Source organism: Blautia sp. HCP3S3_D9, assembly GCF_052063845.1.
GTDB lineage: Bacteria > Bacillota > Clostridia > Lachnospirales > Lachnospiraceae > Blautia_A.
The window spans coordinates 1-6,544 of record NZ_JBQHWS010000161.1 but is presented as its reverse complement, the minus strand read 5'-3'; the positions used below and the strand labels follow the sequence as shown (position 1 = coordinate 6,544).

Annotated in this window: 4 protein-coding genes and 1 pseudogene; 4 read left to right on the top strand and 1 reads right to left on the bottom strand. The window is 37.8% G+C overall.

Annotated features, from left to right (window positions below):
- Positions 1-1,247: MATE family efflux transporter (locus ACTNES_RS18590; protein ID WP_441040347.1), on the bottom strand; the 1,247-nt coding region annotated here is incomplete at its 3' end.
- Between the two features lie 140 nt (positions 1,248-1,387).
- On the opposite strand from ACTNES_RS18590, the gene ACTNES_RS18585 reads away from it, so the two are divergent.
- The 4 genes and pseudogenes from ACTNES_RS18585 to ACTNES_RS18570 all read left to right on the top strand — a co-directional run bounded on the left by ACTNES_RS18585 (position 1,388) and on the right by ACTNES_RS18570 (position 6,285).
- Positions 1,388-1,978 (top strand): SAM-dependent methyltransferase, encoded by a 591-nt coding sequence (locus ACTNES_RS18585; RefSeq protein WP_441040346.1) that lies wholly within the window; start codon positions 1,388-1,390, stop codon positions 1,976-1,978.
- 43 nt (positions 1,979-2,021) lie between these two features.
- Positions 2,022-3,347: pseudogene (locus ACTNES_RS18580) on the top strand (excinuclease ABC subunit UvrA); the annotation flags it as partial.
- Between the two features lie 5 nt (positions 3,348-3,352).
- Positions 3,353-4,858 (top strand): HD domain-containing protein, encoded by a 1,506-nt coding sequence (locus ACTNES_RS18575; protein WP_441040345.1) that lies wholly within the window; start codon positions 3,353-3,355, stop codon positions 4,856-4,858.
- 473 nt (positions 4,859-5,331) lie between these two features.
- Positions 5,332-6,285 carry a hypothetical protein gene (locus ACTNES_RS18570; protein WP_441040344.1) on the top strand — a complete coding sequence of 318 codons (954 nt, stop codon included), beginning with the start codon at positions 5,332-5,334 and terminating at the stop codon, positions 6,283-6,285.
- The last annotated feature ends 259 nt before the right edge of the window (positions 6,286-6,544 follow it).

The window sequence follows — 6,544 nt, the reverse complement described above, 5'->3', positions numbered from 1 at the left end:
GTCAGAGATGTATTCGGCAGTATGGACATAATAATAGAAACCGGGATTCTGAGACAGAATGCAGAGGTGATTCCCTGAATCATAACCGGGATACTCTTTCCACATCCATTAAAATATCCAATACTGCTGAACAATACACAGGTCAGAATACAGTCCGCAGAGAAGCCTTTCAGATAAGCGGCACTTTGTGCGATAACCTCTGGGTCATTCGTAAAGAAAGAGGAGAGGAATCCACCGCCGAAAAATCCGGCCATAAAGATAACAATTCCTACAGAACATCCTGTGATGATAGCTGTATAGAAACCTTTCCATGCCCGTTCTTTCTTTCCGGCTCCGATATTCTGAGCAACAAATGCGGAGACACTTTGCATAACAGAAGACGGTACCAGCATAATGAAAGAAACGATTTTCTGTGCAATTCCGTATCCTGCAGAAGGCATAAGTCCCATCTGGTTAATAACGGAATTTACTACAAGAAATGAAATCTGAACGGTTGTTTCCTGCAATGCAATCGGAACACCTACGCTCAGGATTTTTTTCAGCTCATCTTTATAAATTCTGCATTGTTCTCTTGAGAATTCAATCGGCATGTTCTGCTTCCTCAATACAGCAACGGAACAGACAACAGAGACAAACTGCGCAAATACAGTTGCGATAGCAGCACCTGCCACATCCATATGAAATGCTCCGACCAGAAGCAGATCTCCAAGGATATTTACTACACAGGCGATTCCTACAAATAAAAGGGGAAGATTTGCATTTCCTACACCTCTGAGTACACCACTGATCACATTATATGCAATGATAATGACAATACCGGCAGAGCAGATTCTGATGTAAAGAATTGTTTTGTCAAAGGACTCTGCAGGTGTCTGCAACAGACGTGCAATTCCACCGGCAGCGAATTCCAGTACAAATGTCATCACAACTGCGATGATCAGGAAAAGTATGATAGTTGTTCCGACTGCATTTCCTGCTTCTTTCGGTTTCTGCTCTCCGATATGATGACCGATTATTACGGTAGATCCCATTGCAAGGCTTGTAATGATAAAGGTAGCCATCTGCATAAAAGAACCTCCGGTACCTACTGCGGAAATACTGGAAGCATTTCCAAATTTGCCAACGATCAGAAGGTCTACCGCGCCGTATGCTGCCTGCAGAATCAATGCTCCAAGTACCGGAATAGCAAACCGAAGCAAGGATTGAAAGACAGGACCTTCTGTAAAACTGATTTCTTTTTTTGACATTTTTCCCTCCTGGTTTATAATACGTTGATATCAGAGTTAAAATACCTTTTGACCATGACATCAATATGCTTTATAGTTTATTATAACAAATACATTCGACAAATTATATAATAAAATGTTTAAAGGATGAATAATGTAAAATGTGCGAAGCAAAATGGGACAAACTGTTAAAAATAAAAACAAGCGGCAGAGATGATTCACATTCAGATCAGTATCGATTTCCATACGAACCAACACCATACCGTGTACTGGAGCGCCTGGCTAATAGCGGCCTGATCAGGAAAGGAGATACTTTGCTTGATTATGGAACCGGTAAGGGACGTGTATGCTTCTATCTTTCTTATCAGACCAGATGCAAAACGGTAGGAATTGAATACGATGAGCGTATTTATAAAGCTGCACAGGAGAATCAGGAGCATGCAGTTTCAAGTGCGAAAACTTCATTTACTATGACATGTGCGGAGAATTATCCGGTACCTTTAGAAGCAACAAAGTTCTATTTTTTCAATCCCTTTTCTGTAGAAATCCTGCAGAAAGTACTGGCTAGGATTCAGGAATCCTATTATGAGAAACCGCGGGAAATAGAACTGTTTTTTTACTATCCATCGGATGAATATGTCAGTTATTTGATGACACAGGAATATTTGATGTTTGAGGATGAAATTGACTGCAGAGATTTATTTGAGGGGAATGATGGCAGAGAGAAAATTTTGATTTTTCAGATGCTGTAAGTTAACCAGATTAAGTAAACAGCGAAGCAGATATTTTTATCCGTATGTATTGGATGAACCATCTATAGGACTTCATCCGTCTAATATTGAAGGACTGAACGCGGTCATGCATGATCTGGTGGCAGATGGAAACTCTGTGCTGCTTGTTGATCATGATACGCAGATTCTTTCAGAGTCCGACTGGATCATTGAAATGGGACCGGAGGCTGGTGCAGGCGGCGGTTATGTAATCGCAGAGGGCAGTATTTCGGAGATCACAGAGAATCCGAAATCAATGATAGGTCCGTTTTTATCTGGAAAAGCAGAAAACAGAATAAGAAAACAGGCAGACGAAAAAGAGATGTTTTCATTTGGAACAATGCATCTTTCTACAGATTCCATTCACACAGTAAAACCATTGGAGGTAAATATTCCCAAAGGAAGACTGACAGTTGTGACGGGAGTTTCCGGTTCAGGAAAAACTACGATGGTTCTGGAAAGTCTGATACCCGGACTGGAAGCCATGATCAATGGCACAAAACTGCCGAAACATGTGAAAGATATTTTTACAGAGGATTCGGCAGAGCTGATTTCACATGTAAAGCTTATTAATGCATCACCGATCGGCATTAATGTCCGATCAACAGTGGCTACTTATGCGAATGTCCATGATGAACTTCGAAAGATTTATGCGAAAACAGCAGATGCGAAGAATGCAGGACGCAAAGCCGGAGATTTTTCTTATAATACAGGAAAACTGCGTTGTCCTGTCTGCGATGGAACGGGCGAGATCAGTCTGGATGTACAGTTTCTGCCTGATGTGGATGTTCCGTGTCCGGAATGCGGTGGTTCCCGTTACGGAAAAGAAGCGTGGCAGATTTACTATGAGAATAAAAAAGGAAAGAGATATTTTCTGCCACAGATGATGGAAATGGAGGTCAATTCAGCACTGGCGGCAACTGAGGATCTTAAAGTTGTACATCAGCGTCTGGAAACACTGGCAGATCTGGGACTTGGTTATCTGACTCTGGGAGAAGAAACACCGAGTCTGTCAGGCGGTGAAGCACAGCGTCTGAAACTTGCAAGTGAGATGGGAAAAGGTCAGTCAGATTCAGTGTTTGTTTTTGACGAACCGACGATCGGACTGCATCCGCTGGATGTTGAGACATTACTGCAGGTATTTCAAACTCTTGTAGATAATGGTGCAACAGTAATTGTGATAGAGCATGATCTGGATGTGATCCGTAATGCAGATTATGTTATTGATATGGGCCCCGGCGGCGGTGAAGCCGGAGGCAGGATTGTGGCAGCAGGTACACCAAAACAGGTGGCAGAGAATGAGAAGAGTGTTACGGGAAGATACATTTTTTATAGAAATGATGGAGAATAATTCAAATGATAGTAAATCAGTGCTCAGAATATTTACGTACTAAATCAAAAAAATTATATGAAAACTATAAAGATAACTGTACAGTTGTCCAGAGAATGTTGGAAAAATATAAAAAGATATATCCTAATATTTCCGATTACTCTATTATGCATTTTATAGACATTGCAGAATTTTGTGATTTGATAATGGATAAACAGAGACTGAAAGATTTAAATGAAGATGAGTGTTACTGCCTTTTGGTTGCGGCGCTGTTTGCGCATACCGGATTTGGTTTAGACAAGGAAAGGATGAATAAATATATAAACAAACTGGGAATTCAAAAGCAGACAGAATCGCTTACATTCTTTCAGATTATGAGTAAATATCATGTTTTGTTCAGTGCATGTCTGGTAGAAGAATATGGAGATATATTTGAGTTTCCGTCAGAGATACATAAATATGCGATAATCAGTATGCTGCGCTTTATTGGCAGAAATAGCGATGATATTAATCAGTTAGAAGAAGTTTTATTATTGGACAATAAGAATACTGTCAGATTAAAAGAGCTGGCTGCGATTTTATCTATTGGAAACCAGCTTGCGGAATTAAAAAATACAAATCTTGATCTGAGTTACGAGGATTTCGATAAATATAATTCTGAAGAAATCGTTGGATTTGTTGAAAGAAATGTTGTAAAAAGTATTGAGGCTAAGGATCGTAAACTGATGATAGAAGCAGGTGGTTCGGATTCTGCATATGCACTTATCGAAAGAAAAGCAAATTTAATTATAAATAATTTTGAGAAAATTCTCGGCAGTCTGGCTCATAGGGCAGGTGATAATAAGAACCTGTTTTCTGTTGATTTCATAAAACTTAAGCGTATTCTGTCCGCTGAAAGTTCAGAAAAAGTATATCTTAATAAAGAAATCGAAGAATCATGGACAGACGATGACAGGGAACTGTTTTGCAAACTTTCTTTTGAAGAAAGAGTGTTTTATGCCGATTATCTATCTACAGAGTTTGAAATAACTAAATTTCTTGTAGATTTTGCAAACACAAATGGAGCAGTACTTTCAGGACTGGAGTATAGAGTAAAATCACCGAAGTCTTTATATAATAAGCTGTATCAAAGAGTGGAGAAGTCATTCTTTGATACAATAGCAGATGTTATCCGTTATACAGTAATACTGGATCCCTCAAATTATGTTGAACAGATACATACTGTTGTAAATTCTCTGTATGAGAAAGACTGGAAGATATATTCATTGAAGAACTATTGGATTAATAACAATTTTCCATATAATGGAGTAAACGCCAAATTTAAAAATCCACATAACTATCGTATCGAAATTCAATTTCATACACAGGAAAGCTTTGATGTGAAAATGAGTAAGGAAGACCATGATTTGTATGAACAGAGGAGAGTCCTTGAACCTGGATGCGATGAGTATAACAGAATATTGCAGTTACAGTTAAAGTTATATTCGGATATGGAGTATCCTGAAAATATTGCACTTTTAGAGAAAATTTGAGAGAGGTTTAAAGTAATGATAAAAGTACTTTTTGTGTTCCACGGCAATATACTGACATTCCTCTGAAAATCCTTTATTTACAAGGGAAAACTAAGATGTGTAAACAGTGTTTGCACAGGTTTTACACGGTTTAATGAAATATAAAAACAATGAGAACAGAGAGTCTTATATCCACAATATACTTTATAGGCAGAAAATTAATAATATCAGGAACAGCAGTTGCGTACAAGACTGCTGTTTCTGAATATCTAAAAAAAGCCGAGAAAATAATTGACCCAAATGGGCTTGCAATGTGGATGTGTATACTATATAGTATAGGCTGTAAACAGCAACCTAAACTTTTCTAATAAACAATTTTTCTGGCAAATATCTGCCACTAATTCCAAAGATAAAAATACATAACTTCAAAGAGATTAAGTATTTAATAAAATCTGTTAAAATGTTATAATGTAGATAGGAAAAAGGAGTGTTATATGAATAATACGATTTTTGATGATGTATTTCGTACAATGATCGAGAAGATGCCATACTTGGCAGTACCGCTGATCAATGAAGTATTTCATACATCTTATCCAGAGGACGTGAAGATTACACAGCTTCGAAATGAACACCAGCAGGAAGACGGGGAGATTATTACGGATTCCTGTCTGCTGATTGGAAAGAAAATGTATCATATTGAATGCCAGAGCACAGATGATACTACAATGGCTATTCGCATGATCGAATATGATTTTGCAATTGGCATAGAACATGCAGAAAAGCAAGGACGCAGATACCGGATAGAGTTTCCGAAATCTTGTGTATTATTTCTGAGAAGTTCTGGAAACACGCCGGATTATCTGGAAGCAGATGTAGTTTTTCCAGATGGAAATACATATTTATATTCCATACCTACTATAAAAATGGCTGATTATACAAAAGACAGCATCTTTGAGAAAAACTTATTAATGTTGTTGCCATTTTATATTATGAGATACGAGAAAAAAGGACATGATTTTAATAATAATCCAGAATTATTTCAGGTACTCTTAAATGAATACGAAGAAATCAGGGTAAATCTGGAAGAAGAACTGACAGAAACTGGAAAATCAGAATTGTATACAGATTTGACGAAACTAATTGTAATAATTGCGGATTATATTTTCCGTGAAGAAGACGATGTTCGGAAAGGAATAGGTGATATTATGGGAGGAAAAGTTCTGGAACTGGAATCTGAAAGACTTAAAGCAGAGGGAAAAGCAATTGGACGTGCAGAAGGAGAGGCAATCGGACAGGCACGAGGCGAGGCAATCGGGCAGGTTCAGGGAGAAGCTCGACTGGGAAGCTTGATTACTCGATTGATTCAGGATGAGAGAACTGAAGAAATTCCGATTGTATCAACAGATTCTAAAAGACGTGAGCAGTTATATAGAGAATATAATCTTTAAGGAAAAGAAAAATTGGAAAAAAAGGAAAGTATATTGCCACCAATTTCGTTTGTTTTTCCAGATTAATTAAAATGAATATTATGTTTTCAAAGCAGTAGGATGAAAGGAATGTGACCTTTCTCCTACTGTTTTTTGTGCATTTTATTTTTTTACACCAGTTTACAACTTTTATAAATGAGTGCCCCTTTGCTGAATAAGCCGCTTCAGGGCTTTTACAACAGCATTTGATTTTATACTGTTTTCGATGTTTTGTACGAAA